Raw genomic sequence first — 785 nt, 5'->3', positions numbered from 1 at the left:
CAGAACCACATGCCGTAGGTGAAGTAGACGTACACATGGCCGGGCGCACCGAACATCACCTCGTTGCGGGCCGTGCGGCCGCGATAGGCGTGCGAACCGGGGTCGTTCTGTCCGTCGTAGGCCTCGACCTCGGTCAGGCGGAGGGTGATCGGTCCGTCCGGGGTGTCGCGGACGAGGAGGCGGCCGAGGAGATCGGGGGCGACTTCGAGGACGGGCCGGTCGAAGAACTCTCTCGGCAGGGGCGTACGGTCGGGGCTCGCGATCATGCCGTCCGAGGGTACTGGAGGCGGGTGGACCACGGGCTGGTCACGCCGGCGCCGCGGTGGCCAGGGTGGGGGCACACGGAACCGGCCGCGGCCGGATCGCGTTGTTAGGGATCGGAGTCCGGCGCACGAGGTGCTGCGGGCCGGTGGATCAGGTGTGGCCCGCTGGGGTCGCCTGGAGAGGGAGAGACATGGCGTTCAAGAAGCTGCTGGCGAGTCTGGGGGCCGGCGGGGCCTCGGTCGAGACGGTGCTGCACGAGGTCAACGTCGTTCCTGGGGGCGTGGTCCAGGGCGAGGTGCGGATCCAGGGCGGGTCCGTGAACCAGCAGATCGAGGGGCTGTCGGTCGGTCTTCTGGCCAAGGTCGAGGTCGAGAGCGGCGATCAGGAGTACAAGCAGAACATCGAGTTCACCAAACAGCAGCTGGGTGGCGCCTTCGAACTGCAGGCGGGCGCGGTGCACGCCTTGCAGTTCGGGCTGGAGATCCCGTGGGAGACGCCGATCACGATGATCGACGGTCAGC

2 protein-coding genes are annotated in these 785 nt (G+C 68.7%); one reads left to right on the top strand and one right to left on the bottom strand.

Going from position 1 to position 785, the window contains the following annotated elements; genetic code table 11:
* Nucleotides 1–266: DNA-3-methyladenine glycosylase (locus LPA54_RS33625; protein WP_228984500.1), on the bottom strand; the 266-nt coding region annotated here is incomplete at its 3' end.
* Nucleotides 267–454: 188 nt separating this feature from the next.
* Between LPA54_RS33625 and LPA54_RS33620 the strand changes: the two genes are divergently transcribed.
* The coding region (locus LPA54_RS33620; RefSeq protein ID WP_228984499.1) for a sporulation protein at nt 455–785 on the top strand (331 nt) is incomplete at its 3' end.

Source organism: Streptomyces sp. DH12, from assembly GCF_020873895.1.
Classification (GTDB): domain Bacteria; phylum Actinomycetota; class Actinomycetes; order Streptomycetales; family Streptomycetaceae; genus Streptomyces.
This window is presented reverse-complemented; position numbering and strand designations above follow the sequence as displayed.